The organism is Roseibium sp. (assembly GCF_048260565.1).
Lineage (GTDB): Bacteria > Pseudomonadota > Alphaproteobacteria > Rhizobiales > Stappiaceae > Roseibium.
Genome location: NZ_JBLXGP010000009.1, coordinates 82,237 through 107,695 on the forward strand (window position 1 = coordinate 82,237; position 25,459 = coordinate 107,695).

Genomic DNA, 25,459 nt, shown 5'->3' on the forward strand with positions numbered 1-25,459 from the left:
CCGACATTTCGAAGAGTTCATGCTGCAGTCCCCCTGATCGCACCGGTTTCCAGACCGGGTGCGCAGACAAAATGTTCTTTTTCCATTTCCACCAGCGTGGGCACCATGCCGTCCGTCAACCGGAACGGCTCCGGCCAGGCGCCGGGTTCGGATGCCCGATTGTCGCCCAGCGCGGTAAAATCGAGAGGCGCGGAAAGATCCGGCTCCGGCACTGCCGACAGCAGCGCCTTCGTATAGGGATGAAGCGGGTTCGACACCACTTCGCGCGTCTCCCCGACTTCCACGATCCGGCCACGGCACATCACCGCGATCCGGTCCGCGATATAGTCGACGACGGCAAGATTATGGCTGACGAACAGATATGTCAGGTTCAGGTCCCGTTTCAGATCCTGCAGCAGGTTGAGGATCTGGGCCTGCACCGAAACGTCGAGCGCCGATGTCGGCTCGTCGCACAGGATGAATTCCGGATTGAGCGCCAGCGCGCGGGCAATGCCGATCCTCTGGCGTTGGCCGCCGGAGAAGGAATGCGGATAACGGCGCAGGAAACGGGGGTCGAGACCGACCAGGTTCATCAGGCTGCGCACCCGCTCCGCCTGTTCCTCCGGCGTTCCGACGCCGTGGATCTGCAGGGGTTCGCTCAGGATGTCATTGACCGTCATGCGCGGATTGAGCGAGGAAAACGGATCCTGGAAGATGAACTGGACCCGGCGCCGATAATCCATCAGGTTTGCACCGGACAACTCCGAAACATTCTTCAGGCCTTCGCCGCGGTTATAGAGAATTTCGCCGCCGTCGATATCGATCGCGCGCAGGATCGCCTTGGCGGCCGTCGTCTTGCCGGACCCGGATTCGCCGACCAGCCCCAGGCACTCGCCGCGCCGGATGGTGAGATTGATGCAATCAAGCGCGGTCATTGCCTTCGGGCGGCCTCCGAGAATTCCGCCCTTTCTCAAGGTGAAGCGCTTGGTCACATCGCGCATTTCCACGAGCGGGGTCCCCGGTGCGACCTTGCATTCGACCCGGCTTTTCTTGAGATCGTCCGCCTTCACCTCGATCGGACGGATCGGCACGAGCCGCTCGTTCTTGTCCATGTGAAAGCTCGGCACCGCGTTCAGGAGCGCCTTGAGGTAATCGTGGCGCGGATCGGAAAAGAGCTGTTGGGCCGTGCCTTTTTCCATGATCCGGCCGTGGTAGATCACAACGACCTCGTCGGCCATGTTGGCGACCACGCCGAAATCATGGGTGATCATCAGCACCGACATATGGAGCTCGGCCTGGACATCCTTGATCAGCTTGAGGATTTCCGCCTGGATCGTCACGTCGAGGGCCGTCGTCGGCTCGTCCGCAATCAGGAGCGCGGGCCGGCAGATCATGGCCATGGCGATCATGGCGCGCTGGCGCAAGCCGCCGGAGAGTTCGAACGGATAGGAATCCAGCGCGCGGTCCGGCTCGGGGAACTGGACCAGGCGCAGCATGTCACGGGTCAGTTCCCTGGCCTGCTGGCTATCCACATTACGATGCAGGAGGGCGGCCTCGCCGATCTGGTCGCCGATGGTATGCAACGGCGACAGGGAGGTCATCGGCTCCTGGAAGATGATCGCGACCCGGTTGCCGCGCAGGTCGCGCATCTTCGGACCGGAAAAGTCAAGCGAGGCAATGTCGACCTGCGGCACGCCGCCGGCGGGATCCGACAGGAGCACCTTTCCGGATGCGATTTCAGCCGTGGGAGGCAGAAGCCCCATAATAGTCTGGGAAATAACGGTCTTTCCCGACCCGGATTCGCCGACAAGGGCGACCGTCCTGTTTTGGGGCACAGTAAAGGAGACATTATCGACAGCCCGGACACGTCCCTCGGCTGTCTTGAAATCGACCGTCAAACCCTCGATCGACAGTACATCCACTTTCACATCCCTCCCGGACCTGCCGTAGATCGGCATGCCGTCACTAAGCCTTTGCACGAGAAAAAAGACAACCACATTTTCCAATCGCTTAGCAATGGCTGTCACGCAAATCGGCTTTATGTGATGAAGATCACAGTTTGGCGACAGCGAAAAGCCGGCCCAGTCCGTTTGAGGGTTATTCCGCCGCCGAAGTCGATGCGCTTTTGAAATCCACGCTGCGTGCATGTTCCGGCGTTGCGAAGGGATCCAGCTTCCACACATCGAGAGCGCCGGTGCGGCCGCGCAGACTGACCGATCCGACCGCTGTCTTGTCCGTCTCATCGGGCAGACGGGCCACGGTTTCGGCACTCGCCAGGATCACGATCTCCTCCTCGGAGCCGATTTCCCGACCGAGCGATTGCAGGCGATCGGTAATGTTCACCGTATCGCCGACAACCGTGTAGTTCCACCGGTCGAGCGCACCGACATTGCCGACCACGGCCGGACCGGTATGAATACCGATACGGACGTGGAATTGCGGGCCTCCGTGCTGGGCCGCGACAAGGTTCGCGGCATGAAGCGCCCTGGCGATATGCCGCGCACTTCTCACTGCGGCTTCTGCGTGATCGGGCCGCTCATCCGGCGCGCCCCAGAAGGCCAGCATGCCGTCGCCGACGAACTTGTCGACAGTGCCGCCCTCGGCTTCCACGGCCGCCACCAGGATGGCGAAATGTTCATTGAGGTGACGCGCGGTTTCCGCCGCGGTCATGTTCTGCGACAGGGTCGTGAAGCTGACGATATCGGTGAACAGGATCGTCAGTTCCGCCTCGCGGGCGTCCGCGGCGGAACTTCCCCCCAAGCGCATCAGCTTGATGAACAGGGAACGCGGTACATAGGTGTTCATCGCGCGCAGGCCTTCCACCATGGAATTGAACGCCTGCGCCACCTGATCCAGTTCGCTTACCCGGCTGCGCGGCAGCGGCTCCACGTCGGACAGGGACAGGTTGCCGACCTTTTCCGATTGTTCGGCCAGGGCCTTCAGCGGACGGGCGACCCGCTTGCCCAGCCAGACGGCGACAAGCACGGAGACGACAAGAGCAGCAAGTCCGACGAAGGCGGATCCGGCCAGACGGCGGACCTCGCGTGAAATCGAGGTATTGCGGATGTACTGACCGACGATCCAGGGCTGATCGCTGTAGCCCGGCACCGACACGCTGAGCATGATGAACTCTTCGCCTTCGGCGCGGACATCGGCCACGTCGATTCCGAACTTGGCCGCTTTCTGGAAGGCCGACATGACCTCGGTCTCGGCATTCGTGGCGAGAACCGGATCTCCAAGGGCATCCCGCTTGGCCGGAAGTTCGATTGCGGGTTTTTCTCCGGTCTGGAAACCGGTCATGTCGGAGTGAACCACGACTTCATCACCGTTTGCGATGATGAAGTTGGTGGTATCCGGGCCTTCATCCAGATTCTGGATGCTCAATCCCAGTTCCGCCAGCGAGCTGGCCGCCGTCAACGTCCCGATCTTGGCGCCTTCCCGTACGAGAGGGACGGAAACATTGGCAAATTGGCCGAACTTGTTGGACAAAAGCGGTCCCCAGACCGGTCCGCTGTCCTTGTCCAGTGCCGGCAAGACGTACATTTCATGGCCACTGGTCGGAACATTGCGTTTGAACGGCCAGATTTTGCCGTTGGGCGCCTTGTAAACACCGAATCTTTCGCCGTTGAGATCGGTGACGACCATAATGGTCAGAACCGGGTTGGAGGACACGGCAACCGACAGGCTCTCCAGCGCCTCATCCACGTTGTCGAAGCCTAGCGACCCCTTGTCGAAGTAGGGCTTGATCGCAATGACCGCCCGCTCCACCGCATCCAGGTGGCGCCGGACCTGGTTCTCCATCGAGCGGGTGATCAGGATCGCCTTGTCATTGAGGAGGGAGAAGGTGTTCTGGAAATTCGCCGAAACCGACATGACGAGCACAAGGGCCAGGACAATGGCCACGAAGGCGCCGAACCCGAGCCCGACAATGCGGGTGAGCGGCATCCTGAAATGACGTCTGGCTCCCAACTTCTTCGTCATGCGCCTGCTTTTCCCTTTAAACCGGCCCTTAAGCCGGTGCCGTGGGTAAAATATGGCAATCGGGTAAAGCAGAAGCAAATGCCTGGCATGCGAGAGGCCGCAGGCTCGACACTTTGAGGGCACTATATGGATTTCGGAACGCCTTGCGCTTACGAAGTAAGCAGCGCATCCATCCAAGCCATTATTAAATTTTTAGTTGTATCATCAAGCCAGCCAACCCGAAATCAATTCTGATTAACGCTGAATATCTTGAAAAGATTTATACTTGAAACACAATAACTATTAAAAACCCAATTTTACTGTTCACGCCTCTCCAATTTGGATGAAACATATTTTTCCAAAGAAGTAATTCCCAATTCTAATGATTGATTCACCGGTTTGTTGAACGCCATAAAAAATCATACCAGCCCCGCCTTTCACACATTCCCTTAGGGAAATATTCTGCTATAATTACAATAAAAGGCTTGCAATTATATATCAACCGACAGAAATAGCCTCAAGAATTATATATATTCTATAATCATCATATTCCCACCTTCTAATTTAGGGAATTTATTCCATTTAATTAAAAATAGTAATTAAATATATTTGTCTTTCGGATAATTTTCCTTGTTTTACTTCTGGAGGAGATGACGAATGACCTTGTTTTCCATCCCGAGAGCACTCGCCGTTTGCGGCGCTGTCCTTGCCCTTTCGGGCACCGGGCAGGCGCAGGAAAATCAGAAGCCGAACATCCTGGTGATCTGGGGCGACGATATCGGCACCTGGAATATCAGCCACAACAACCGGGGCATGATGGGTTACGAGACCCCGAACATCGACCGCATCGCCAATGAGGGCCTCGCCTTTACCGATTATTATGCGCAGCAGAGCTGCACCGCCGGTCGCGCAGCCTTCATCGGCGGCAACGTGCCGGTCAGAACGGGCATGACAAAGGTCGGCCTTCCCGGCGCCGAACAGGGATGGCAAAAGACCGATGTCACCATGGCCACGGTCCTGAAGTCCCAAGGTTATGCGACCGGCCAATTCGGAAAAAACCATCAGGGGGACCGGGACGAACACCTGCCCACGATGCACGGGTTCGATGAGTTCTATGGAAACCTCTACCACCTGAACGCCGAGGAAGAGCCGGAAAACCGCGACTATCCTCGTGATATGAAACTCGCCAATGGCAAAACCTTCCTTGCACAGTTCGGACCGCGTGGCGTCATCCATTCCTGGGCCAATCCGGACGGGACCCAACGCATCGAGGACACCGGTCCGCTCACGAAAAAACGCATGGAGACCGTCGACGAGGAAACCCTTAACGAGGCCATGCGCTTTATCCGCGACGCCAACACGGCCGGCACGCCCTTCTTCGTCTGGTGGAACGCGACACGAATGCATTTCCGAACCCATGTGAAGGAAGAGCACACCGGCATATCCGGCCCGAGCGGCGACGAATACCAGGACGGCATGGTCGAACACGACATGCAGGTCGGCCAGTTGCTTGACCTGCTGGATGAACTGAAGATCGCGGACAAGACCGTCGTGATGTATTCCACCGACAACGGACCGCATTACAACACGTGGCCGGATGCGGGCACCACGCCGTTCCGCTCGGAAAAGAACTCCAACTGGGAGGGCGCTTACCGCGTTCCGACCTTCGTGCGCTGGCCCGGCCAGTTTCCGGCCAACAAGACGCTGAACGGCATCGTCGCTCACGAGGACTGGCTGCCGACCTTCGCGGCCATTGCCGGGGCTCCGGATATCAAGGAAAAGCTGCGCGACGGCGTCGATCTGAACGGGCGGAATTACCGCAACTACATCGACGGCTACAATCTGGTCCCTTATCTGACCGGTGAAACCGACCAGTCCCCCCGTCACGAGTTCTGGTACGTGAATGACGATGGCCAGATCGTCGCGGCCCGTTATGACGACTGGAAGGTGGTGTTCCTGGAAAACCGGGGCCAGGCTTTCGGCGTGTGGCGCGAGCCCTTCATCGAACTGCGGGTGCCGCTGATATTCAACCTGCGCCGCGATCCGTTCGAGAAAGCCCAGCACAACGCCAATATCTACGACGACTGGCTGCTGGACCGGGCCTTCGTGATCGTTCCCGTGCAGGCACTTGCCGCGCAATTCCTGACGACCATGCAGGAGTATCCGCCCAGCCAGACACCAGGCTCCTTCAACCTCTCGGCCATCGAGAAGAAGCTGAGCGAAGGCATGGGACGGTGATCTCGTAATCACAAAGCAGGTCGGGGCGGAAACACCGCCCCGGCCTTTTCATGCCCCCACTCGGCCATACCCCGCGCCCCTGAGCTTCGCTCGCCGCTGAGGCGTCCACCATCCCGAAACCCCGAGACTTGACCTTCTAGGACAGTTGTCCTATTCATCAAATTAGGATGACCGTCCTAATGATCTCCCTTCGCCCGCGATCGGGTCCGGGGGTGGGCGTGGAATGCAAGAGACCGGTGGGGATCGCAGATCGTGAGCAGTCAGAAAACGCGCGAACAGATCGTCGAGGCGGCCGACCAGCTTTTCTACCGGCAGGGCTTCGAGCACACGTCGTTTTCCGATATCGCCGGCGCCGTCAAAATCTCGCGCGGCAATTTCTACTATCACTTCAAGACCAAGGACGAGATCCTGGAGGCGGTGATCGAACAGCGTCTCAGGAACACGCGGGCGATGCTCGACCAGTGGGAAGCCGATGGCGCCACACCGGCCGAGCGCATCAAGTGTTTCATCAGGATCCTGATTACCAACCAGGCGAAGATCATGGCCTACGGCTGTCCGGTCGGCACGCTGACCAGCGAGCTGGCCAAGCTCGGCCACCCGGCCCAGTCCGACGCCGGCCGGCTGTTCACCCTGTTCCGCAAGTGGCTGGCCGAACAGTTTACGGCCCTTGGACGGACAGCCGACGCCGATCAACTGGCGATGCATCTGCTGGCGGGCAGCCAGGGCGTGGCCACGCTCGCCAATGCCTTTCACGACGAAGCCTTCGTCATCCGGGAAGTCGACAAGATGTGCGCCTGGCTGGATGACAAGATTTCAGGCGAACACTAGACAATAGGGAGGACACGGCATGTTTATCATTCTGCTCAGATTTTCCGACAACAAGGCCCGGGCCGGAGACTTCATGGAGGGCCACAAGGCCTGGCTCCAGCGCGGGTTCGACGACGGCGTGTTCCTGCTGGCCGGCTCGCTTCAACCCGGCGTCGGCGGCGGCATCCTGGCTAGCGGGGGAATGCTTGAGGAGATCGAGGCGCGGGTCGCGGAAGACCCGTTTGTCGCCGAGAATGTCGTAACCGCGGAAATCCTCGACATGGCCGCCTCGAAAGCTGACGACCGGCTGACGTTTCTGCTGAACTGACGCCCTGCCCTTTCCCTTCAGGAACAACGATCCCATGAGCACGACCATCCCCGGCCCGGACGGGCGCCCGCGCTGCCGCTGGTGCGCGGCCGCGCCGGAGTTCTTTGCCTATCACGACCGCGAGTGGGGCTTTCCGGTCGCCGACGACCGGCGCCTCTTTGAGAAGCTCTCGCTGGAGAGCTTCCAGTCCGGCCTGAGCTGGCGGACCATCCTTGCCAAGCGCGAGAATTTCCGCAAAGCCTTCGAAGGCTTCGATTTCAAGAAGGTCGCCGAGTTCGACGAGGTGGACATCGAACGATTGCTGCGGGACGAAGGAATCGTCCGCCACAGGGGCAAGATCGAAGCGGTGATCAACAACGCCAGATGTGCCCTTAAACTGATCGACCGGGAAGGATCCCTCGCCGCCTATGTCTGGCGGTTCGAGCCCGACCCGACCGATCTCGGCACGCCGCAAACCGCTTCCACTTCGGCGACCTCGGTTGCCCTGTCGAAAGACCTGAAGAAACGGGGCTGGAAATTCGTCGGCCCGACCACGGTCTATGCCTTCATGCAGGCCATGGGTCTGATCAACGATCACGCGGAGGGCTGTGCCATCCGCGCCGAGGTCGAAGCGGCGCGGAAAGCGTTTGAGAGGCCGAAGGGGTAAGCCACCCTCAGTACAAAGAGACGCCTACTTGGCTTTCAGCTTGCCGCCGATATTGAGCGCCTGCATGACGATCTTCTCGTAATAGGGCTCGGTCGTGCCCTTGCGGATCTTGCGCAGGAAATACTTCTCGAAGGCGACCTTGGCCAGATGCACCCATTTGCCGCTCGACGACCAGTTGACGTTGCGCGGCGGGTTCTGGGGTTCGGCAATGAAAACCACGCCGCCGTCGCCGAAATCGGCGAGGCAGATGGCGTTCCACGAGCCCTCGTGGGTCGGCTCCTTGCCGGCGACGATCTCCTTCAGGTTCTGGGCGATCGCCGTCACCATGCTCTCGATCATATAGCCGGTTTTCGGCACGCCGACGGGCACCGGGGTCGCTTCCAGCGGGGCGATGGCGATACACACGCCCGCGCCGAAGACGTTCGGATATTTCGGGTTGCGCTGGTGCTTGTCGACGATGACGAAACCGCGCGGATTGACAAGGCCCTCGATGCCACGCACCGCCGGAATACCGCGGAAGGCGGGCAGCATCATGGAATAGCCGAACGGCAGCTCGTGGATCTTCTTGACCTTGCCGTCCTCGTCATGCTCGGAGACGGTCATCTTGCCGTCCTCGACCTTGTCCACCTTGGCGTTGGTGATCCAGCGGATGTGGCGCTCGCGCATCTCGCTTTCGAGAAGGCCCTTGGTGTCGCCGACGCCGCCCAGGCCCAGATGGCCCACATAAGGCTCGGCGGTGACGAAAGTCATCGGCACCTGGTTGCGGATCTTCCGCTTGCGCAGGTCGGTGTCCATGATCATGGCGAATTCATAGGCCGGACCGTAGCAGGACGCGCCCTGCACCGCGCCGACCACGATCGGCGCCGGATTGGCGCAGAAGTCTTCCCATTTGGATGCGCCCTTGACCGCATGGTCGACGTCGCAGACCGACGAGGTGAACCCTTCCGGCCCAAGGCCCTCGATCTCGTCGAAGGCGAGCTCCGGCCCTGTTGCGATGATCAGATAATCGTAGGCTATCGGCCCGCCAGTCGACAGTTCGACCTTGTTTTCCTCCGGCAGCACCTTTTCCGCCGACGCATGGACAAAGTCGACGCCGTGGCGCGGCAGGGTGCTCGCCAGATCGACCGTGATGTCTTCCTTGGTGCGCCACTTGACGGCGACCCACGGGTTGGACGGGGTGAACTGGAAGTACGGCGCCTTGGAGACGACCGTCACCTTGTGGGCCTTGCCCAGGGCTTCGCGCACTTCGTAAGCCGCCGAAACGCCGGCGACGCCGCCACCGAGAATGACGATATGAGCCATTTGGTATTTCCTCCTCAAGCCTCCCTGCCTGAGCGGCAGACTCCTCTTCTGCCGCTGGCGGGATTGTTGTTCATGCCCGGTGACTGCTTCAGCGGCCCGCAAGCCGCAGCCCAAAGCATCAGTACTATGATTACCCGCCCGCAAGTTGTGTCGTTGCGACAACTCAAAGCAGGCGAGAATATATTCATATATCTGTATATAATGAAACACCAGCAGAATACCAGCTAAGTAACATCCGGTATGCGCCGCGTTTCCTTTGCTGAGCCGGTGAAACCCGCCACCGGGATCCGGGATCAAACCGATTGATCCTATGCCTCGACCCTGTATATTGTTATTTTCGAATGTAATGAAACATCTTGAGGGAGAAGAACGCCGATGACCACAAGTCCACGCCCGTTCTGGCCGCCACTGGTCGCGGGATTTGCGCTGGGTATCGCCTTGCTGGCGACATTCCTGATCACAGGCCATGGCCTCGGCGCCTCGGGCTTCATCACCCGGCTTGCAGCCCAGATCAGCGAATGGCTGGCACCCGCCGCGACCGCTGCCAACAGCTATTTCGGCCCCTTCGTCAAGGCAGGTGCTCCGCTTGCCTCCTGGATCACCTGGGAAGTGATCGGCGTTCTGATCGGCGCCTATGTGGGCGCCCGCAGCGCCGGCCGCTCCAGCGTCCAGGTCGAGCGCGGCCCGCAGGTTTCGCGCGGCCAACGCTTCGCCTACGCCTTCATCGGCGGCGCCCTTGTCGGCTTCGGCGCGCGTCTGGCGCGCGGCTGCACCAGCGGCATCGGCCTGTCCGGTGGAGCGACCCTGGCCGTTGCCGGTTTCGTCTTCCTGGCCGGCTTCTTCATCGCCGGTTTCGTCGTCAGCATGCTTGCACGGAGGGTCTGGCAATGAGCATTCCGTTTTACGATGGCGGCATTGCCAGCGGCCTCCTGTCCGGCATCCTGTTCGGCTATGTGCTCGAAGCCGCCGGTTTCGGCAGTCCCCGCAAGCTGACCGGCCAGTTCTCCCTGAAGGACTTCGCCGTCTTCAAGGTAATGTTCACCGCCGTTCTGGTCACCGCCGTGGGCCTGTACCTGCTCCGACTCGGTGGCGTGATCGCCGACAATGCGGTGTTCATTCCGACCCTGTTCTTCTGGGCCATCGCCGCCGGCGGCATCCTGATCGGCGCGGGCTTTGCCCTTGGCGGCTATTGCCCGGGCACCTCGGTCGTCGGCGTCGCCTCGGGGCGGGTCGATGCGGTGGTGTTCGTCGTCGGCATGATCGCCGGCACCGCCGTGTTCGCCTATCTGTTCGACCCGCTGACCGGCTTCTACTTCGCAGCCAAGGGCCCCGACGCCCAGCGGCTGCCGGATCTTCTGGGTCTGCCGGAATGGCTGATCCTTGCCGTGCTGATCGTCATCGCGATGGCCGGCTTCGTTCTCGGCTCCAAGCTTGAACGCGCCCGCGGCGGTCCCTTTACCGCCAGGGACGTCTGTGCGCCCGATGCCGGGACGGGCGCTGAGAAGTCTGTCTCACACACAACACAGGCCTTAAAGGCCTAAGGAGGAAGCGACCCATGAAAAAGAAAATCCGCAAGAGCCTGCTCAGCGCCGCCATCGTGCCGGTGACCGCCGTTGCCGTCGGCGCCGCCGTGCCGTCTGCCGCGCTTGCCCAGGCGACCAACCCCTGCGCTCCGGCGGCCGGCCCGGTCAATCCGTGCGCCCCGGCAGCGGCACCTGCGAACCCTTGCGCACCGGCAGCCTCGCCGGCCGCCAATCCGTGCGCGCCGGCCGCAGCCCCCGCCGCTAAGGCCGAAGAGGCCGCGCTGCCGAAGGACATGTACGACACGACCACCAAGTACACGCAGGCGGCCTACGGCAACAAGATGCCGAACATCGTCAAGAACTACCTGCGCGCCACGCCTTACATCGGCACCGGCGGCGTCATCGAGCCGACAGGCATGGAAATGCTGGCCGCCCTCGGCTTCAAGACGATTGTCAACCTGAACACGGCCGACGAAGGCGCGACCGCGGAAGGCCCGATGGTCAAAAACGCCGGCATGAATTACATCAACATCGCCGTCCCGACCAAGGCTCCCACCGCCGACCAGGTCGCCGAATTCGCCAAGATCGCCGAGGATCCGAACAACTATCCGATCCTGGTCCACTGCGAATCCTCCAACCGTGTCGGCGCGCTGTGGGCGCTCTACCGTGCCTCCACCGGCATTCCGAAGGACATCGCCATTCAGGAAGGCCGCACCGTCGGCCTGAAGACCAGCCGCGAAAAGGCCGTGCGCGAACAGCTCGGCATGCCCGCGCTCTAAGCGCCGGCCTCGGCGACAAATGACAGCGGGGCCGGCCAAACACCGGCCCTGTTTTGTTTTGGGGACGGCGCCCCGAAAGTCCCCTCTCCCATGGGGAGAGGGTTAGGGTGAGGGGATACAGCGTTTGTAGCATACTGTGAGTTTGAGCCCCCTCACCCGGGCCGTTGGCCCGACCTCTCCCCACGGGAGAGGTAAGTTGGAGCCTGCCGTCTGGTAGGTATCCTTGGCCGGCATCAAGGCGGAAGATCGCAAATCGACAGGCTCGCCAGCTGTATCAAGACGCATTTTCCGGGATCAGGACCGAACCGATGAGCGAGACGAAAATCAAAGCCCCGCAACTGCCCTTCCCGGCCGATCTCCCCGGTCTTCCGGAAGCGCAACTGGAAGCCATGCACGATGCGGCGGCGACGGTGCTCGACTGCGAGCGGGAGCTTGCGCAGGCGGGCTCAAGCGTCGTCATGGAAGTGCTGCGCGACCAGGGCGATTTCCTGATCTGGGAACGGTATCCCAAGGGCGATCTGTTCGATCTTGAAAACCACAGCCACTATTTCTATCACGCCCATATGGCGGACGAGATGGCGGACGGCGAGAACGGACACTTCCACCTGTTCGTGCGCCCGGCGGCAATCGCCCCGGATATGGAGCCGTGGAGCCTGCCCGGCGCGGTCGTCCCCGAAGATCCGACCGCCCGCTTCGCTCATATCGGCGCAGTCAGCGTTGACAATCAGGGCCGTCTCATCCGGATCTTCACCACCAACCGCTGGGTCACCAACGAGACGCTTTACCGGGCCGAAGACGTGATCTCCCTGCTCGACCACTTCGCCATTGAGCTCGACCACCCGAGCAAGGCCGTGAACCGGTGGCTGACCAGTTTGGTCACCCTCTACCGGCCACAGATGGAAGCGCTTTTGAAAGTCCGCGACACCACGCTGGAGGCCTTTGCCCAGGATTATCCCGGCTCAGAGTTTCTTGAAGACCGCGCCTTGCAGAACACCAGCGAGGTGTTCGTCGATACGGTGAAGCAGATCGAGGCGATTGAGGCGGCGCTGGGAGTTGATGAATAACATCGCTGGTTTGAATCCGACCTGCGGGCGCTGGATTTTCAACGTATTTGAACAATCTGAGATTACATATGCCACGTTATGCGAATCCTCCTCCGCAGACGCTCCTACCTGTAACGCGCAAGAACGGATGGCACTAAGGGCCTTTTCGGGAATAACCGAGAAAATCCGATAATTAGCGGTATTCGGCTATTTCGGATGGGCAGTGTCGATCTACGGCGGGAGAGACCGCGCAACTTCGTTTGGCACAAATGTCAAGGATCGAAGGCATTCTTAAAACCGCCATATGAAAATTGCGAATGAATTCAGTTGTCGTGCAAGTTCGAAATAGGAACTGGGCGCGTCTTTGCCGATGTCTGTTCTCTCCTTGGGATTTTGCTGACTTTCTGCAGTTATCCGCAAGATGGAGACGGCTACATAGCAGCTAAGGTGGGAACTGGAGAATGCGGACGTTCCGCATGCCACGTAAAGCAAATGGAGGCATCGATCTCTTTGCCTCAAAATGAGGAAAGAAGGTTAAGTGGACATACAATTCTAAGAGCTATTCAGAATGTAGCGAAGCGGACATTCGCATTCGTGTGACCGAATGCCCGTAATGGGGACTGAGCCGACTTTGCGAGTCGACAGTCCAATGTCTGTTCTGTCCGGCGCCGGAGCAAGATCTGACTATCAATTGAAAGATCGGGAACGTTGCGCTATTATAAAATTGCAACAAGGAGTGGATTAGATGCCCGACGTAGTAACATTGCTTCGCGATCTGTCCCGGAATCCGAAGGCATTGATGGAGTTCCGTAGGAACAAATCGGGTTATGCTAATAGCCTAGGAGTGTACGACAGTGCATCAGTAGAGATCCTCGAGAAGGATTGCTCGCACCTTATGTCAAGGCTCCCGAAAGAATACATAGCACTTTCAGCGATGACTACCGGCGAGAAAGTGTCTTAGCGTTGGCAAAAACGGAAGTCAGCGTCTTTGGCCTCGGTCTAGCGTATTATACTGATTTAACGAATCATTGTATCGAAACCGTTCGGATATCCGAACGAGTACTCATACTCGCTTCGGACACAGGTACAGTCGACTTTATAAAGTCGATCAATCCGAATGTGGAGAATATCTATCGATTTTATCGAGAAGATGTACCTCGGAATAAGATCTACGATGAAATATGTGAGCACATAATTGGCGTCATTGATGAGTCAATTAGTGTGTCAATACTGATATACGGACACCCTACTATTTATGTGAATCCGATTGTTCAGTTCTTGGAAAGATGCCCACGAGACAAAGCGACGGTTAGCGTTTATCCTGGGTGCTCTGCCGAAGACTGGTTGTTTGCCGCACTGGAAATTGACCCCTCTTTTCACGGTTGGATATCTTATGAGGCAACAAATTTTGTTCTATTCGACCGACTAGCTGATTCTTCGACCTATCTGGTTCTTTGGCAGATTGGTGCGTTGGGGATTTTGACTTACAAGTACAAGGACATTGATATACAGGAAAATCTGCGTACTCTTAGAGAATGTTTGGAGAAAACCTACTCTCCAACAGCGCAGTGCGTTGCATTTGAAGCCTCGCCTTATGTTGCTATTGACCATAGAAAGGATTTTTTCAATCTAAAGGATTTAGAACAGCAAACCTTCACGAAAAGAAGCACACTTTTGATCATGCCTGAAAAAAAACCGCCTAAGCGCTCTGATGTGAATCAGTTGATGATTCAATAGTCTTCTTCGGTTTCATAATATTCGTATATATTTCAGACTCGCTTAAAGACTCATCATTAGATATGTCCATACAGTATTGGTACGCTACTCTAAGTGCGTCAATATACGATGCGATAGTCAAGAAAACATAGACAATCAACAGAATTATGGATGCTATTAGGGAAGTCACGGCGCTTGATAACATCAGAACGTCGCATAAAAAAGGTATGGAAGCTAGAAAATTAAGCGTAAAAACAATTTGAATGCTTGCAGTTAGGTAGATTATTTCGTTAAATGGAGGTTTGTATTGTTTGTAGTCCGAAATAATGTGGCTTGTTCGCATGGACATTGTAATAAAATTTTCTTCACCTATCCTGAATCTTTTGAATATTTCTGGAATAAAGTATCCTTTCGAGAACTCACCCACTAGGCCAGCAAATAGAAGTCGGGTAAAGCCCTTATTACAAAATTGGCTAAACATTATCCATACAACTAGATGATCCGTAAGTCGGCCAAAGCCGATCCAAAACATATAAGGGAAAACAGTTGAAACGGTAATCGATGCAAATATAAATAGGGTGCCAATAAGTATCGTAAAAGCGCCAAGGCTCGAAATATCCGGAATATTGTCTAGGTGAAAAAGCAAATGAAAAGAAGAAGCCAAAAGAAGCAGCGCAGCAATGCCCACTTGCGCGAGGAATTTCGGTGAAAACGGATTTCCCGAAAGGCGTGCTAAGACATCTTCGCTCATATGTTTAATTCTTCAGCGCGAATTCAAATTGGATATCCTGCGAATACTCCCATTGCGCACATCCCCGTTCAAGTGTTGATAACACCTCGCAAAGATGCGGCGTCAAGGCTCTTCGTTTCTGGAAATCAGACCTTCATCTATTTTGCAGAATAAGTCAAAAAAGCTCTCGTTGGTTGTTTGCTTCATTTAAACGGAGCATTAGTTGAACCGCGTTTTAAAAATATTTCATATCGTACATTATGCGAATTAACGAAGGCCTTGATGTCTTGCGCGCTCAATGATTAGCGTATTTCAATTGGTGAATAATTGAATTTGTTACAGTATTATTTTTTTATCTGAGGCGGATTGGATTTAAAGATATGAAAAAAGGAAGTTACGAAACAGATCGTGACAAAATGGTAATTGAGCGGCTATATACGAAAATAGATTACTTAAAAAATGCACGCTTGCGAGTTCCTGCCTTTGTAGCAGTGGCCAACTTTGGCCTTGTTACACTTTCTACCCGTGCGAAATCTTCGGATAGTGCGGAAGTGTTATTCAGTATAGGATTTGGGCTAATCGCTCTCGTCGGCCTTTCGACTATGTTTGTAATCAAAAGGACTTTCGATGGTAATGTTCGAGAACTGAAAAAATATTACGCGAAGATTGGTATCGATCCGGACCAGGCGGAGCCAGCAACTATAATTTGGTTGTTGCTGGTAGCTTTAATAATCATTGCGAGTGCACTTCCGGTTAGCCTTTTATTGATGGTGGATTTCATCCCGACCAGCCATTCGGGAACCTGACAGTTTTCAGCTAGAATTGCTCCATAAACGGCCTCATGCGAAAACCCCTAAAGCACCTCACTCCCCCTCCCCGATCTCCTTCAAAATCTCCTCCGTATGTTCGCCCAGCGCCGGAGCTGCGTGGTCCAGCACGAGCTCGCTGTCGGAGAAGGTGATCGGGGTGCGGACCGAGGGGATGGTGCCGCCTTTGACTCCGCTAGCCGGCAGGTCGACCTTCATGTGGCGGTGGGCGATCTGCGGGTCGGCGAAGACGTCGGCGACGGAGTTGATCGGGCCGGCGGGGACGCCCTTGTCCTCGAGCGCCTTCAGGAAGTCGTCGCGGGTGAATTTGGCGATTTCGGCTTCCAGGATCGGCACCAGGTCCGCGCGGTTGGCGACGCGGGCGGCGTTGGTGGCGTAGGTCGGGTTTTCGCCGAGTTCCGGCCTCCCCAGAATGGCGCAGAGCTTTTTGAACTGGCCGTCGTTGCCGACGGCCAGGATCATGTGGCCGTCGCTGACGGCGAAGACCTGATAGGGCACGATGTTTGGGTGGGCGTTGCCGAGGCGTTTCGGCGACTTGCCGGAGACGAAATAGTTGAGCGCCTGGTTGGCGAGCACGCCGGTGAGGCTGTCGAGCAGGGCCATGTCGACATGCTCGCCCCTGCCCGTCTCGTCGCGCTTTCTCAGGGCCGCCATGATGCCGATCACGCCGTAGAGACCGGTGAAGATGTCGGCGAAGGCAACGCCGATCTTCTGCGGCTCGCCGTCCGGGTCGCCGGTCAGGTCCATGATGCCGCCCATGCCCTGGATCATGAAGTCGTAGCCCGCCCGATGGGCGTAAGGCCCGTCCTGGCCGAAGCCGGTCACCGAACAGTAGATCAGGCGCGGGTTCACTTCTTTCAGGCTGTCGTAGTCGAGGCCGTATTTGGCCAGCCCGCCGACCTTGAAGTTCTCGACCAGAATGTCGGCGCCTTCGACCAGCTTGCGCGCGATCCGCTGGCCTTCCTCTGCGCGGAAATCGACGGTGATCGACCGCTTGCCCCGGTTGCAGGCGTGAAAATAGGCGGCATCGAGCTGTTCGCCGTTCTCGCCTTCCACGAAGGGCGGGCCCCAGCCTCGGGTATCATCGCCCTGCGGAGCTTCCACCTTGATGACATCGGCGCCGAGGTCGGCCAGGGTCTGACCGATCCAGGGGCCCGCCAGTATACGGGCGAATTCGACGACCTTCACGCCGTGAAGCGGGGCTGTCATGGAGTGTCTCCTGAAAAAGAGGAACGACCGACGTCTGTCAGTCGACCTTGCGGTAGATGTGGTAGCGTCCGGGACGGATGCCCTCGGGCAGATCCAGCTCTTTAAAATCTTTGAGGTCCAGCGCAAGACCGGAAAGCACGTAGCCTCCGGCCTTGGTGTGGATACCCACAAGCGGCGACAGCCATGAGGACGTGGCAAGATCGGTGGTCGGATCGCCGGAGCCGATATCCGCATGGATAAGGGCCGCCTGGGAGCCGATGCGCGGCCCGCAGAAGGCGAGCGTTTCATGGATTTCCCCGAAGATCATGTGTTCGCTATCGGGAATGCAGCTCGGATGGCAGGACAGGTCCCTGTCGAACACGAAGATTTCCCGGTCGGGCAGAATTTCGCGCAGGTGATCGTAGGTCCGGCCGTTGCCGAGGCCGAGTTCCAGCACCGGCCCCTCCAGATCGCCGAGACGCGCGGCGACGTTTTCCAGCAGCGCTTTCTGCGCGTTCAGACGGCGAATGAAGCTGTCGAGGCGACTCATGGAGATATCCCTGCTGTTCTGTCGGGCGAGTAATCGGGTAAGACCTGTCTCTTAGCCCGGCAAGGCAGCCGCGTCAAAATTCGGTGGGGTCTTTATTCCGCGCTCATCTGCTCCGTGGCGCAGCGGAGGCCAATCCGGCATTGCGGATTGTCGGTGGTTTTGCCGAAGAACGGTTTCGTCTTCTGCAGGCGATCGCAATAGCTTGCGTTCGAAACCAGCCGCCGCGTGACATTCGGCCCCGTATCGACCACGACCGCGCCTCTGCTCCGGACGACGGCCTGAGCCTCAGAACAGGTCATGGTGTAGAGGCTCGGACGGGCCTGCGTGGCAGTGGCACCCAGAAGGGAAATGCCCGCGACAATCACAAATCCGGCGGTCGAGAACGCAGAGGGTCGCATGGATGGTCTCCCTTTCGGTCCCGACCGCCTGCCGATACCCGCTTCGCCGCGGGAAAGCCCTAAACGGTCGTCATTCCACACTCATCTGGTCATTCGCGCAGCGGAAACCGATCCGGCATTGCGGATTGTCGCGGGTTTTGCCGAAGAATACCTTTGTGATCTGCATGCGGTCGCAATAACTGCCGTTCGCTACGATCCGGGCAGAGGTCTGCGGCCCCGTGTCGGCAACGACCGCGCCTTTGCTCTGGATGAAGGCCTGGGCTTCAGAACAGGTCATGGTGTAGAGGCTCGGGCGAGCCTGTGCGGCACCGGCACTCAGGATAACCAGAGCCGCGATAAACACCTTACGGGCTATCGGTTGCATGTTTGCTCTCCTTCTTGATGGCTCTTGGCTCCAAGGCACTTGGCTCGATCGCTGCCTTTGCTTTTTAACGCGCGTCGCCGACGGCTTCGGGCGCGTCGATGCATTTCATGCCGATCAGGCATTGCGGATTGTCACGGGTCCTGCCGTAGGCCGGCCAGGCGACCTCCTGTCGGCTGCAGCCGCGCTGGTCGGTGACGAACCGCTGAAATGTCTGCGGGCCGGTATTCGCCACGACCGCGCCTTGCTGTTTGACGAAGGCCTGCGCCTGGGCACAGGTCATCGTATAGACGCTGGGACGCGCGCCGGCCGGAGACGCAGCAAGGATTGCCAGCACCGTAACGGCCACGGCTGTTGTTGCTGATCGCATGGATCTCTTCCCTATACCTGGTTCGGAGTTCAACGGCCGTTCGTGTCCCGAGGCCGGCCTGCACAACGATAATCAATCCGGCACTGTCCGTTGTCGCGGGTCTTTACATAGGCGGAAACAGCTCTCTGGCTCCGGTCACAGTATTTTCCGTCCGAAACGAACCGCTCGTAGGTCATGGGACCGGTGTTGGCCACAACGCTGCCCTGCTTTTGGACAAATGCCTGAGCCTGACTACAGGACATGGTGTAGAGGCTCGGACGGGCCTGGGCAGCGACACTGCCCAGAATCAGAACCGCGCCGGCGGCCAGTAGAGTACGATTGAAGGAATTCATGCTCAAATGTCCCTTACGAAAGAGATGGGAGACTTGTACTTAGGGCCGGTAAACAGGCTTTAAAGTGGGTCGGCTTGCCGCTGCGATCACAACTTCGCGCGCACCTTCCGGCTTGCCAGATCGCGCCGGTGATGTTTGAAGGGGATTCCGGCTTCAGGCCGGTTTCTGGGGAGGAAAGGAATGACCACGGTCGACATGGAAGCGGAATACAACAACAGGGCGCGGGTTCCCGAGCATCCGGCGATTATCGAAGGCTGGCAGGAAGACGCCGAGGCCTATCGAAGTGCGCAGGAAAATGCCGTACTCGACCAGCCCTACGGGCCGGCACCGCGCAACTGCTACGATCTGTTCCCCGCCTCCACCGAGGAAAAACAGCCCCTGCTCGCCCTCTTCATCCACGGCGGCTACTGGCAGGCACTCGACAAAAGCGCCTTCTCCCATATGGCCCGGGGCCTGAATGCCCACGGGTTCGACGTGGCGCTCGCCAATTACAGCCTGTGCCCCGCGGTCGCCGTTGGCGACATCATTGCGGAGATGCAGGAGCTTGCGAGCCATCTGTACAATACCTTCGGCAAGAAGCTTCTGGTCACCGGCCACTCCGCCGGCGGCCATCTGACCGCGGCGCTGATGGCGACGGACTGGGCAGACCGTGGGCTTCCCGCCGATCTCGTTTCGGCCGGCATGCCCATTTCCGGCCTGTTCGAGTTGGAGCCGCTGGTGGAGACGAGCATCAACAAGGCGGTCGGAATGACGGCGGAAACGGCCCGGGAAGCCTCGCCCATCCTGTGGCCGAAGCCGAAAGGCGGGCACTTCCGCGCGGTCGTCGGGGCAAAGGAATCGGCTGAATACCTGCGCCAGAGCCGTATGCTGGTCGAGACCTGGAACGGACCGGGACTGACCGGCAGCCTGGACATCCAGGACGGCGCCGACCACTTCACGGTGATCAACCCGCTGGCCGACCCGCAAAGCGCATTGGTTGCAGCATTATGCGATCTCGCCCTTGCCGCATCGCCGGGCGTCGCCTAAGTCCTGTTTGTTCTTTTCGCATCCGTCATCACCCGATCAGGAGTTCCCCATGCGCCCGGAAGCGGCCCCAGTCATTCGCCTGGACGACTACACACCCGCGCCTTACCTGATCGACAAGGTCGACCTGAACTTCCGCCTTGCTCCCAAGGCGACAACAGTTACGGCGCGACTTTCCCTGCGCCGGCAGGAAGACACCGTCCCCGGAACGCCGCTCGTCCTTGACGGCGACGGATTGGTCCTCGAAGGCCTGTCCCTGAACGGTTTCCCGTTGAGCGATGACGCCTATACGGTGACGCCGGACCGGCTGGAGATCACGAAGCTGCCGGAGGATCCGTTCGAACTGGAGATCCGCACCACCATCGATCCGGATGCCAACACCGAACTGATGGGGCTTTACCGCTCGTCCGGCACCTATTGCACCCAGTGCGAGGCCGAAGGCTTCCGCCGGATCACCTATTTCCTCGACCGTCCGGACGTGCTTGCCGTCTATACCACCCGGATCGAGGCGCGGAAGTCGGAGGCCCCGGTCCTGCTCGGCAACGGCAACCCGGTGGCGTCCGGCGACATCGAAGGCACCGACAGGCACTATGCGGTCTGGCACGACCCGTTCCCGAAGCCGTCCTATCTGTTTGCGCTGGTCGCCGGCGACCTCGGCCATGTGGCCGATGCGTTCACGACCCGCTCGGGCCGGAAGGTCGACCTGAAGATCTATGTCGAACACGGCCGCGAGCCCTGGTGCGGCTGGGCGATGGACTCTCTGAAGCGCTCCATGAAATGGGACGAGGAGGTGTTCGGCTGCGAATACGATCTAGACGTGTTCAACATCGTCGCCGTTTCCGACTTCAACATGGGTGCGATGGAAAACAAGGGCCTCAACGTCTTCAACGACAAATACGTGCTGGCCGATCCGCAGACCGCCACCGATCAGGACTACGCCAATATCGAGGCCGTGATCGCCCACGAATACTTCCACAACTGGACCGGCAACCGGATCACCTGCCGGGACTGGTTCCAGCTGTGCCTGAAGGAAGGCCTGACCGTCTTCCGCGACCAGGAGTTCTCCTCCGACCAGCGCTCCCGGCCGGTGAAGCGCATTGGCGATGTCAGGCTGCTCAAGTCGCATCAGTTCCCCGAGGATGCCGGACCACTCGCCCATCCGGTTCGCCCGCAAAGCTACCGGGAAATCAACAACTTCTACACGGCGACCGTCTACGAAAAAGGCGCCGAGGTCGTGCGCATGCTGAAAACGCTGCTCGGCGACGACGGGTTCCGTGCCGGCATCGATCTCTATTTCCAGCGCCACGACGGCGAGGCGACCACCATTGAGGCCTTTCTGACCTGCTTCTCGGAAGCAACGGCGACGGATCTCGGTCAGTTCGCCCGCTGGTACGACCAGGCGGGCACGCCGCATGTCGAGGTCAAAAGCCACTATGACAAGACGGCGCGCGAGCTGACGCTGGACTTGTCCCAGGCAATCCCGCCCCTGCCGGGCCAGGACACCAGCGAGCCTTCGGTCATTCCGATCCGCTTCGGGCTGATCGGCCCGAACGGCTCCGACATGCCCCTCGGCCGGGTTACCGGCGCCAAGATGCAGGACGACGTTCTGGTGCTGGAGGAAGCGAGCCAGAAAGTCACCTTCTCGGATGTTCCAAGCCGGCCGGTGGTCTCCCTGCTGCGCGGCTTTTCCGCGCCGGTCCGGTTGAACTTCCACCAGACCACCGATGACCTCCTGTTCCAGGCGCGCCACGACAGCGATCCGTTCAATCGCTGGCAGGCGGTCCAGTCGCTCGCCAGCCACGACCTGACACGGCTCACGTCGGATATCCGTGCCGGCCGCAAGGCGGAGACGGACGGGGCGCTTGTGACCGCTTTCGGCGCCATTCTCGCCGATCGGGACCTGGATCCTGCCTTCAAGGCGCAAGTCCTCGATCTTCCGGGCGAAGCGGACATTGCCCGCGAGATCGGTCGGGACGTGGATCCGGATGCGATCCATGGTGCCCGCAATGCCCTGCGCGAGGCCATGGCCAAGGCGCATGCGGAGACGTTCATGGCGCTTGCCGATGATACCGACACGTCCGCGGAATTTTCGCCCGATGCGGCCTCCGCCGGGCGGCGCGCGCTCGCCAACCGGGCTCTTTCCTATTCCATCCTGAGCGGAAACGAAGCCGCCGAGACGCTTGTGGAACGGCGCTACCGCGACGCGACCAATATGACCGACCGGCTGGCCGCTCTTACCGTGCTCGTGCACCAGGGACTTTCCGGAGCCGACGAAGCCCTCGACGATTTCCGCAAACGCTACGAGACGATGTCTCTCGCCATGGACAAATGGTTCATGGTCCAGGCGACGGCGCCCCTTGCCGACGGGCTTGAGCGTGTCAAGGCGCTGACCGCCGATCCGCTCTACGACATTTCGAACCCCAACCGGGCCCGGTCGCTGATCCATGCCTTTGCCACAGGCAATCCGACCCAGTTCGGTCGGAGCGATGGTAAAGGCTTCGACTTCGTCGCCGACAATGTACTGACGCTCGATGCCCGCAATCCGCAGGTCGCGTCCAGGCTGCTGACCTGCTTCCGTTCCTGGCGCGCCTATGAATCTGAACGCGCAGCGCTTGCGAAATCCGCGCTTCTACGTATCTCGGAGACAGATAATCTGTCGCGTGACAGCCGGGATATCGCAGATAGATGTCTGCAATAATTTGGCTCAAAGCCCCATAATCTGCGCCAAACAGACTGCTGATCCTGACGTTACTGGAAAAGGTTAATACAAAGCCCGTCAAATGCTTGATCCGTTAACCATTTTTTTCTTCAAAGCCTCTGGACAAAACGGAAAAGCTGGATTCAAATGAAACTGATTCGGGCGACAGAATTCGCCTGAGCGGGGACATCACAAACATTCGGGACACCTTTCCGATGGCGCGGGCATTTGCCGGCAGCGCGTCCATGCGACGCCTTGCCCAAATCAAGGGACAGCTTCTAGGCCAGAACGGCGACCGCACGTCGCTGACCGGCCACCTGCGCATGCTCGCCGAGCCGACCTATCAGCGCCTGCTGCGTTCCGAGCCGTTCATGCGCCGCCTGATCCCCGCGCTCTGCCTGGTCTTCATCGCCAGCCTCGCCGTCTACCGGAGCCTGGAGCTCTACTACGACCATCAGGCCACCGCCCGTCAGGCACGCGACGAAATCGCCCTGACCGCCACCGTTATCTCGTCGCACCTGGCCAGTGAGGAAAACAACCTTCCCGAACTCGGCTACCGTTCCGCCCTGCAGCGTGTGCTCGCCGACAGCCTTCCGGCGGGCGCGACCAGCAACGGGCGCACCATTCTCGTCGCCAACAAGGATGGAACCATCGTCGCCAGCGCGCCCCTGCAGCCGACGCTCGAAGGCATGCAGATCACCGACATCTTCAGCGCGTCGCAGCCACTCACCGTCTTCGGCGCCCGTGCCGGCGTCCTGACGGTGAAGGCCGCGCTCCTGAGAAACGGGGTCAGCGAAGACACGATGGCCACGGTCCATCATCTGGACGGTCGCCTCGGGATGATCGCCGTGCTGCAGCCGGAAGAGGACATTTATGCCGAGTGGCATGCGGACGTATCGGCCAATGTGACCCTGTTCGTCGGCACAGCCTCCGTTCTCCTGGTCCTGATCTATGCCTTCTTCGCCCAGGCTACCCGCGCCGAACAGGCGGACGAGATGTATGCCGCGACCCGGGGCCGGATCGACACCGCCCTGACCCATGGCCGCTGCGGCCTGTTCGACTGGGACCTGTCGCGCGGCCGGATGTTCTGGTCGGCCTCGCTTTACGAATTGCTCGGGCGCGAGCCCAAGGACGACATCCTGAGCTTTTCCGAAGTCAACGCGATCGCCCACCCGGAAGACGTCGACCTGATGGCCCTGGCCGAGCACCTGCTGCAGAGCGGCGAGACCATGATCGACCAGATGCTCCGCATGCGCCACCAGGACGGCAACTGGGTGTGGCTGCGCGCCCGCGGCGAGATCCAGCGCGAGCCGGGCCGAAGCGAACCGCACCTGATCGGCATCTGCATCGACGTTACCGAACAGCATGAACTCGCCGAACAGAGCCGGACCGCAGACCTGCGCCTGCGCGACGCCATCGAGACCATTTCGGAAGCCTTCGTGCTTTGGAACGCCCGCAACGAGCTGGTGATCTGCAATTCCAACTACCAGGCCCTGCACGGCCTGCCGGCCAATGTCATCAAGCCGGGCACCCCCTATCAGGACGTGATGAGCGCCGCCGCCAATACGCAGATCGCACCGCGGGCGATGTCGGTCAGCCAGCGTGACACAGCTTCCGACGGCAGCTACGAGGTCGAGCTCGACGACGGCCGCTGGCTGCAGATTTCCGAGCGCCGCACAAAGGACGGCGGCTTCGTTTCCGTCGGCACCGACATCACCGCGCTCAAGCGGCATGAAGAAAAGCTGATGGACAGCGAGCGCAAGCTGAAGGCGACGATCACGGACCTGCGCAAGTCCCGCCAGACGCTCGAAGTCCAGGCCCAGCAACTCGTGGAACTGGCCGACAAATACGCCCACGAAAAAACCAAGGCCGAAGAGGCCAACAAGGCAAAGTCGGAGTTCCTCGCCAATATCTCCCATGAGCTGCGGACGCCGCTCAACGCAATCATCGGCTTCTCCGACATCATGACCCAGGAGATGTTCGGCCCGCTCGGCACAGAGCGCTACTCGGAATACAGCCGCGACATCCACGAAAGCGGCAGGCATCTGCTCAACGTAATCAACGACATTCTGGACATGTCGAAGATCGAAGCCGGACGTATGTCCATCAACTCGGAAGACATCAACGCGGCCGAGGCAGCCGCCGACGCCGCACGGATCATCACCGCCGCCGCCGCCGAAAAGGCCATCACCGTGAGCTGCGACGTGGCGGAAGACCTGACCGTGCTGGGCGACCGGCGCGCGTTGAAGCAGATCCTGCTCAACCTGCTTGCCAACGCGGTCAAGTTCACGCCGGAAAAAGGCATGGTCGCGCTCACCGCCGAAAGGGCCGACGACCGGATCCGCTTCACCATCGAGGACACCGGCATCGGCATTGCCGAAGCCGACATCGAACGCCTCGCCAAGCCGTTCGTCCAGGTCGAGAACCAGTTCACCAAGTCGCACAAGGGCTCCGGTCTGGGTCTGGCGATTGCCCGCTCGCTGATCGAGCTGCACGGCGGCGAACTGGAAATTGCTTCCGAAGTCTCCAAGGGCACGGCCGTCAGCTTCACCCTGGCAGCCTCCAGCACCACCGTCCCGGCACAGGCCGAACTGCTCTAAAGTCCCCCTTACGCCGTATAGGTATCTTCCCGATGTGACACCCTGTCACCGGTCCGGCCGA

23 protein-coding genes are annotated in these 25,459 nt (G+C 59.2%); 13 read left to right on the top strand and 10 right to left on the bottom strand.

Annotation, left to right across the window (positions count from 1 at the left end):
- Positions 1 to 17 precede the first annotated feature (17 nt).
- Together ACN0SO_RS18190 and ACN0SO_RS18195 are read right to left on the bottom strand one after the other, a co-directional pair.
- Entirely contained in the window at positions 18 to 1,901 is a 1,884-nt protein-coding gene (locus ACN0SO_RS18190) for a dipeptide ABC transporter ATP-binding protein (RefSeq protein ID WP_417680140.1), read from the bottom strand.
- Between the two features lie 175 nt (positions 1,902 to 2,076).
- Complete coding sequence (locus ACN0SO_RS18195; protein WP_417680141.1) at positions 2,077 to 3,960, bottom strand: adenylate/guanylate cyclase domain-containing protein; 1,884 nt, start codon at positions 3,958 to 3,960, stop codon at positions 2,077 to 2,079.
- A 636-nt stretch (positions 3,961 to 4,596) separates the two neighbouring features.
- Here ACN0SO_RS18195 and ACN0SO_RS18200 point away from each other — a divergent pair.
- The 4 genes from ACN0SO_RS18200 to ACN0SO_RS18215 all read left to right on the top strand — a co-directional run bounded on the left by ACN0SO_RS18200 (position 4,597) and on the right by ACN0SO_RS18215 (position 7,958).
- The gene (locus ACN0SO_RS18200; RefSeq protein WP_417680142.1) at positions 4,597 to 6,177 is read left to right on the top strand and encodes an arylsulfatase; all 1,581 of its coding nucleotides are present in this window, start codon (positions 4,597 to 4,599) and stop codon (positions 6,175 to 6,177) included.
- Between the two features lie 252 nt (positions 6,178 to 6,429).
- Entirely contained in the window at positions 6,430 to 7,005 is a 576-nt protein-coding gene (locus ACN0SO_RS18205; RefSeq protein WP_417680143.1) for a TetR/AcrR family transcriptional regulator, read from the top strand.
- Positions 7,006 to 7,024: 19 nt separating this feature from the next.
- On the top strand, positions 7,025 to 7,312 hold the full coding sequence (locus tag ACN0SO_RS18210) for a YciI family protein (RefSeq protein ID WP_417680144.1): 288 nt from the start codon (positions 7,025 to 7,027) through the stop codon (positions 7,310 to 7,312).
- A gap of 34 nt (positions 7,313 to 7,346) precedes the next feature.
- Positions 7,347 to 7,958, top strand: coding sequence for a DNA-3-methyladenine glycosylase I (locus tag ACN0SO_RS18215; RefSeq protein ID WP_417680145.1), 612 nt, complete (start codon positions 7,347 to 7,349; stop codon positions 7,956 to 7,958).
- A 24-nt stretch (positions 7,959 to 7,982) separates the two neighbouring features.
- On the opposite strand, the gene ACN0SO_RS18220 is transcribed toward ACN0SO_RS18215, so the two are convergent.
- Positions 7,983 to 9,260: an NAD(P)/FAD-dependent oxidoreductase gene (locus ACN0SO_RS18220; RefSeq protein ID WP_417680146.1), complete on the bottom strand. Its 1,278-nt coding sequence runs from the start codon at positions 9,258 to 9,260 to the stop codon at positions 7,983 to 7,985.
- 375 nt (positions 9,261 to 9,635) lie between these two features.
- Between ACN0SO_RS18220 and ACN0SO_RS18225 the strand changes: the two genes are divergently transcribed.
- The 5 genes from ACN0SO_RS18225 to ACN0SO_RS18245 all read left to right on the top strand — a co-directional run bounded on the left by ACN0SO_RS18225 (position 9,636) and on the right by ACN0SO_RS18245 (position 14,342).
- On the top strand, positions 9,636 to 10,151 hold the full coding sequence (locus ACN0SO_RS18225; protein WP_417680147.1) for a YeeE/YedE thiosulfate transporter family protein: 516 nt from the start codon (positions 9,636 to 9,638) through the stop codon (positions 10,149 to 10,151).
- Positions 10,148 to 10,801, top strand: a complete 654-nt coding sequence (locus ACN0SO_RS18230; protein WP_417680148.1) for a DUF6691 family protein — start codon at positions 10,148 to 10,150, stop codon at positions 10,799 to 10,801. The genes ACN0SO_RS18225 and ACN0SO_RS18230 overlap by 4 nt, the downstream gene beginning before the upstream one ends.
- Before the next feature lie 14 nt (positions 10,802 to 10,815).
- Positions 10,816 to 11,562: a fused DSP-PTPase phosphatase/NAD kinase-like protein gene (locus ACN0SO_RS18235; RefSeq protein ID WP_417680149.1), complete on the top strand. Its 747-nt coding sequence runs from the start codon at positions 10,816 to 10,818 to the stop codon at positions 11,560 to 11,562.
- 308 nt (positions 11,563 to 11,870) lie between these two features.
- Positions 11,871 to 12,626, top strand: a complete 756-nt coding sequence (locus ACN0SO_RS18240) for a DUF6969 family protein (RefSeq protein ID WP_417680150.1) — start codon at positions 11,871 to 11,873, stop codon at positions 12,624 to 12,626.
- An 861-nt stretch (positions 12,627 to 13,487) separates the two neighbouring features.
- Positions 13,488 to 14,342, top strand: a complete 855-nt coding sequence (locus tag ACN0SO_RS18245) for a hypothetical protein (RefSeq protein WP_417680151.1) — start codon at positions 13,488 to 13,490, stop codon at positions 14,340 to 14,342.
- On the opposite strand, the gene ACN0SO_RS18250 is transcribed toward ACN0SO_RS18245, so the two are convergent.
- Positions 14,305 to 15,072: a hypothetical protein gene (locus ACN0SO_RS18250; protein ID WP_417680152.1), complete on the bottom strand. Its 768-nt coding sequence runs from the start codon at positions 15,070 to 15,072 to the stop codon at positions 14,305 to 14,307. The two genes, ACN0SO_RS18245 and ACN0SO_RS18250, sit on opposite strands and share 38 nt — an antisense overlap.
- 359 nt (positions 15,073 to 15,431) lie before the next feature.
- Here ACN0SO_RS18250 and ACN0SO_RS18255 point away from each other — a divergent pair, with 359 nt between their 5' ends.
- Entirely contained in the window at positions 15,432 to 15,857 is a 426-nt protein-coding gene (locus tag ACN0SO_RS18255; protein ID WP_417680153.1) for a hypothetical protein, read from the top strand.
- Positions 15,858 to 15,914: 57 nt separating this feature from the next.
- Here ACN0SO_RS18255 and ACN0SO_RS18260 read toward each other — a convergent pair whose 3' ends face one another.
- The 6 genes from ACN0SO_RS18260 to ACN0SO_RS18285 form a co-directional block, all read right to left on the bottom strand.
- Positions 15,915 to 17,087, bottom strand: a complete 1,173-nt coding sequence (locus ACN0SO_RS18260) for a CaiB/BaiF CoA transferase family protein (RefSeq protein ID WP_417680154.1) — start codon at positions 17,085 to 17,087, stop codon at positions 15,915 to 15,917.
- A gap of 37 nt (positions 17,088 to 17,124) precedes the next feature.
- A complete protein-coding gene (locus ACN0SO_RS18265) occupies positions 17,125 to 17,616 on the bottom strand; it encodes a class I SAM-dependent methyltransferase (RefSeq protein WP_417680155.1) in 492 nt (163 codons plus the stop codon).
- A 92-nt stretch (positions 17,617 to 17,708) separates the two neighbouring features.
- A complete protein-coding gene (locus ACN0SO_RS18270; protein ID WP_417680156.1) occupies positions 17,709 to 18,014 on the bottom strand; it encodes a hypothetical protein in 306 nt (101 codons plus the stop codon).
- Between the two features lie 70 nt (positions 18,015 to 18,084).
- Positions 18,085 to 18,378, bottom strand: coding sequence for a hypothetical protein (locus ACN0SO_RS18275; RefSeq protein WP_417680157.1), 294 nt, complete (start codon positions 18,376 to 18,378; stop codon positions 18,085 to 18,087).
- Positions 18,379 to 18,442: 64 nt separating this feature from the next.
- Positions 18,443 to 18,745: a hypothetical protein gene (locus tag ACN0SO_RS18280; protein WP_417680158.1), complete on the bottom strand. Its 303-nt coding sequence runs from the start codon at positions 18,743 to 18,745 to the stop codon at positions 18,443 to 18,445.
- 29 nt (positions 18,746 to 18,774) lie between these two features.
- Positions 18,775 to 19,077: a hypothetical protein gene (locus ACN0SO_RS18285; RefSeq protein ID WP_417680159.1), complete on the bottom strand. Its 303-nt coding sequence runs from the start codon at positions 19,075 to 19,077 to the stop codon at positions 18,775 to 18,777.
- 180 nt (positions 19,078 to 19,257) lie between these two features.
- Between ACN0SO_RS18285 and ACN0SO_RS18290 the strand changes: the two genes are divergently transcribed.
- The 3 genes from ACN0SO_RS18290 to ACN0SO_RS18300 all read left to right on the top strand — a co-directional run bounded on the left by ACN0SO_RS18290 (position 19,258) and on the right by ACN0SO_RS18300 (position 25,398).
- Positions 19,258 to 20,103 (top strand): alpha/beta hydrolase, encoded by an 846-nt coding sequence (locus tag ACN0SO_RS18290; RefSeq protein ID WP_417680160.1) that lies wholly within the window; start codon positions 19,258 to 19,260, stop codon positions 20,101 to 20,103.
- Positions 20,104 to 20,152: 49 nt separating this feature from the next.
- A complete protein-coding gene (gene pepN / locus ACN0SO_RS18295; RefSeq protein WP_417680161.1) occupies positions 20,153 to 22,798 on the top strand; it encodes an aminopeptidase N in 2,646 nt (881 codons plus the stop codon).
- 215 nt (positions 22,799 to 23,013) lie between these two features.
- Positions 23,014 to 25,398, top strand: a complete 2,385-nt coding sequence (locus tag ACN0SO_RS18300) for an ATP-binding protein (RefSeq protein WP_417680162.1) — start codon at positions 23,014 to 23,016, stop codon at positions 25,396 to 25,398.
- Positions 25,399 to 25,459 lie beyond the last annotated feature (61 nt).

What these genes read in the sequence shown, in the direction of transcription:
- ACN0SO_RS18280 (WP_417680158.1), bottom strand. Translation starts at nt 18,745, where the DNA reads ATGCGATCAGCAACAACAGCCGTGGCCGTTACGGTGCTGGCAATCCTT.
- ACN0SO_RS18240 (WP_417680150.1), top strand. Translation starts at nt 11,871, where the DNA reads ATGAGCGAGACGAAAATCAAAGCCCCGCAACTGCCCTTCCCGGCCGAT.
- ACN0SO_RS18265 (WP_417680155.1), bottom strand. Translation starts at nt 17,616, where the DNA reads ATGAGTCGCCTCGACAGCTTCATTCGCCGTCTGAACGCGCAGAAAGCG.
- ACN0SO_RS18285 (WP_417680159.1), bottom strand. Translation starts at nt 19,077, where the DNA reads ATGAATTCCTTCAATCGTACTCTACTGGCCGCCGGCGCGGTTCTGATT.
- ACN0SO_RS18235 (WP_417680149.1), top strand. Translation starts at nt 10,816, where the DNA reads ATGAAAAAGAAAATCCGCAAGAGCCTGCTCAGCGCCGCCATCGTGCCG.
- ACN0SO_RS18225 (WP_417680147.1), top strand. Translation starts at nt 9,636, where the DNA reads ATGACCACAAGTCCACGCCCGTTCTGGCCGCCACTGGTCGCGGGATTT.
- ACN0SO_RS18290 (WP_417680160.1), top strand. Translation starts at nt 19,258, where the DNA reads ATGACCACGGTCGACATGGAAGCGGAATACAACAACAGGGCGCGGGTT.
- ACN0SO_RS18220 (WP_417680146.1), bottom strand. Translation starts at nt 9,260, where the DNA reads ATGGCTCATATCGTCATTCTCGGTGGCGGCGTCGCCGGCGTTTCGGCG.
- ACN0SO_RS18200 (WP_417680142.1), top strand. Translation starts at nt 4,597, where the DNA reads ATGACCTTGTTTTCCATCCCGAGAGCACTCGCCGTTTGCGGCGCTGTC.
- ACN0SO_RS18275 (WP_417680157.1), bottom strand. Translation starts at nt 18,378, where the DNA reads ATGCAACCGATAGCCCGTAAGGTGTTTATCGCGGCTCTGGTTATCCTG.
- ACN0SO_RS18300 (WP_417680162.1), top strand. Translation starts at nt 23,014, where the DNA reads ATGGCGCGGGCATTTGCCGGCAGCGCGTCCATGCGACGCCTTGCCCAA.
- ACN0SO_RS18270 (WP_417680156.1), bottom strand. Translation starts at nt 18,014, where the DNA reads ATGCGACCCTCTGCGTTCTCGACCGCCGGATTTGTGATTGTCGCGGGC.
- ACN0SO_RS18210 (WP_417680144.1), top strand. Translation starts at nt 7,025, where the DNA reads ATGTTTATCATTCTGCTCAGATTTTCCGACAACAAGGCCCGGGCCGGA.
- ACN0SO_RS18230 (WP_417680148.1), top strand. Translation starts at nt 10,148, where the DNA reads ATGAGCATTCCGTTTTACGATGGCGGCATTGCCAGCGGCCTCCTGTCC.
- ACN0SO_RS18260 (WP_417680154.1), bottom strand. Translation starts at nt 17,087, where the DNA reads ATGACAGCCCCGCTTCACGGCGTGAAGGTCGTCGAATTCGCCCGTATA.
- ACN0SO_RS18195 (WP_417680141.1), bottom strand. Translation starts at nt 3,960, where the DNA reads ATGACGAAGAAGTTGGGAGCCAGACGTCATTTCAGGATGCCGCTCACC.
- ACN0SO_RS18215 (WP_417680145.1), top strand. Translation starts at nt 7,347, where the DNA reads ATGAGCACGACCATCCCCGGCCCGGACGGGCGCCCGCGCTGCCGCTGG.
- pepN (WP_417680161.1), top strand. Translation starts at nt 20,153, where the DNA reads ATGCGCCCGGAAGCGGCCCCAGTCATTCGCCTGGACGACTACACACCC.
- ACN0SO_RS18250 (WP_417680152.1), bottom strand. Translation starts at nt 15,072, where the DNA reads ATGAGCGAAGATGTCTTAGCACGCCTTTCGGGAAATCCGTTTTCACCG.
- ACN0SO_RS18255 (WP_417680153.1), top strand. Translation starts at nt 15,432, where the DNA reads ATGAAAAAAGGAAGTTACGAAACAGATCGTGACAAAATGGTAATTGAG.